The organism is Arthrobacter sp. 05T423, from assembly GCF_056396245.1.
Window position 1 is genome coordinate 1 of sequence record NZ_JBFTLC010000108.1, and the last position, 627, is coordinate 627.

At 62.4% G+C, this 627-nt stretch carries 1 protein-coding gene; it reads left to right on the plus strand.

Annotation, left to right across the window (positions count from 1 at the left end):
• A partial coding sequence (locus AC1DFE_RS24125) for an oxidoreductase C-terminal domain-containing protein (protein WP_476908339.1) occupies nucleotides 1–387 on the plus strand: 387 nt, incomplete at its 5' end.
• Between the last annotated feature and the right edge of the window lie 240 nt (nucleotides 388–627).

Consider the following 627-nt stretch of genomic DNA (forward strand, 5'->3'; position numbering starts at 1 on the left):
TGTGCTGCCTGGTTTGATGCTGCGGTGGATCGGCACCGGCGGGTGGAGCACTGGACGGGTGCTTTGGAGCGGGCGGCGCTGGCGGTGCAGGCGCTGCTGGACAGTGATTCCCCGGCGCAGCCGTTGAAGCCGCCGTATTTCTGGTCCGATCAGCACGGGGTGAAGATCCAGTTCGCCGGCCACTCCGCCGGCTACGACCGTGTGGAGATCGAGACCGGCGATCCGCAGGAACACAATTTCCTCGCTGTTTATTACCGGGGCGAGGATGCGGTCGCTGTCCTGGGCATGAACCAGCCGCGGCTGTTTACAAAATGGCGCAGGAGCCTGGCAACGCCGGCACCCAAGCCGGCAGCCGCCGTCGTACCCGTCGCGTCAACCGTGCCCTAGACGAACCCAAGGCACCAGGAAATGGCGCCAACAACTGAGTTCATGACACACAATTTTCTACCCACCCATGGGTGCTGTTCTGAGGAGGAACATTGTCTGTTGAGGTAACCACTCCGAGCCTGATCCCGACGCTGGGCGGGCATCTGTATACGGATCCGGCTATTTTCCGGGCCGAGCAGGAGCGTATTTTCGAGCAGATGTGGTTCTGCGCGATCCGGTCCTCGGACCTGGACAAGCCCG